This is a genomic window from Corallococcus sp. AB011P (assembly GCF_003611605.1).
Lineage (GTDB): Bacteria > Myxococcota > Myxococcia > Myxococcales > Myxococcaceae > Corallococcus > Corallococcus coralloides.
The window spans coordinates 1-505 of the sequence record NZ_RAVX01000080.1 but is presented as its reverse complement, the minus strand read 5'-3'; the positions used below and the strand labels follow the sequence as shown (position 1 = coordinate 505).

Sequence of the window (505 nt, the reverse complement as noted above, 5' to 3'; positions counted from 1 at the left end):
GGGCGGGACCTGCGCTTCTACGAGAATGTCATTCATCACGTGAACGTGAAGAGTGGCCGCAAGGGGGTCCAGCGCGTCGACGGTGACGTGCGGCTGGTCGCGGGCGAGCGCATCTGGCTGGTGAGCATCGCCTTCGCCAACCAGCTCCAGGGAATCGTGTCGAGCGGCTCCATCACCCATGAGGCGATGGCCCAGGCGCGCAAGGCCGCCCGGCATCTGGAGGACGTCCTCACCTCCGTGCGGCAGGCGGACCAGTACTTCGCAGAGGTCACCGGCCAGTACGGCAAGGCCATCCTGGACAACTGGCTGGAAATCTCCGCGATGGTGGTGGGCTTCATCGCCGCGGAGGCGCTGTCCACCTTCCTGGCGGCGACGCCCACCGGCGTAGGACAGCTCGCGGCGGCGCTCATCCAGTTGGGCCTGGCGGCGTTCGGAGCCCATGGCCTCATCGAGGCCGGAGGGGAGGCCCTGAAGCACGCGCAGCTGTGGCTCACCCAGGCCTGGG

General features: G+C 68.3%; 1 pseudogene. It reads left to right on the top strand.

From position 1 onward, the window contains the following. Nucleotides 1-39: 39 nt before the first annotated feature. A pseudogene (locus D7X30_RS41420) lies at nt 40-505 on the top strand (hypothetical protein); the annotation flags it as partial.